Raw genomic sequence first — 528 nt, forward strand, 5'->3', positions numbered from 1 at the left:
TTGACCTGCTTGCCCGCCGGCCGGTCTGGTGCGTGACCAGCGTGCGGCCGAGCATCTTCTTGGCCTCTTCGGCCGCCTCCTCGACGGAGCGAGCGAGACGAACGCCGCCCTTTTCGCCGGCATCGGCTTCCTTGAAGCTGCCCTTGCCGCGCCCGCCGGCGTGGATCTGCGCCTTCACCACCCAAAGCGGGCCGTCGAGTTCGCCAGCCGCCGTCTTCGCCTCTTCCGCGCGCATGACAGGACGTCCGTCCGAGACGGGCGCGCCGTAGCTGCGCAGAAGGGCCTTGGCCTGGTATTCGTGGATGTTCATGGACCGGTCCTCGGTTGCCGTGATTTGGCCCCTTCAAACACACCCGATGCCGCGAAAGAACAGGTTTCGGGGTATGGTCGGCAGAATTCCGACATATGTGATCACAGCATTTCTACGTGTGATCACATGGCGTCCGACGCTGCTGCAAAATGCCGCAATGCGGCGATTCGTGCATGCAAAGGAAAAGGGCGCCCCGCAGGGCGCCCTTTTCTGAAGAT

The 528-nt window shown here is 63.4% G+C and carries 1 protein-coding gene; it reads right to left on the reverse strand.

Going from position 1 to position 528, the window contains the following annotated elements; genetic code table 11:
• Positions 1-310 (reverse strand): ATP-grasp domain-containing protein (locus MBELCI_RS19050; RefSeq protein ID WP_045320584.1); only part of this gene is annotated, 310 nt, incomplete at its 3' end.
• Positions 311-528 lie beyond the last annotated feature (218 nt).

The sequence above is a fragment of the Limimaricola cinnabarinus LL-001 genome (genome assembly GCF_000466965.1).
GTDB classification, from domain to species: domain Bacteria; phylum Pseudomonadota; class Alphaproteobacteria; order Rhodobacterales; family Rhodobacteraceae; genus Limimaricola; species Limimaricola cinnabarinus.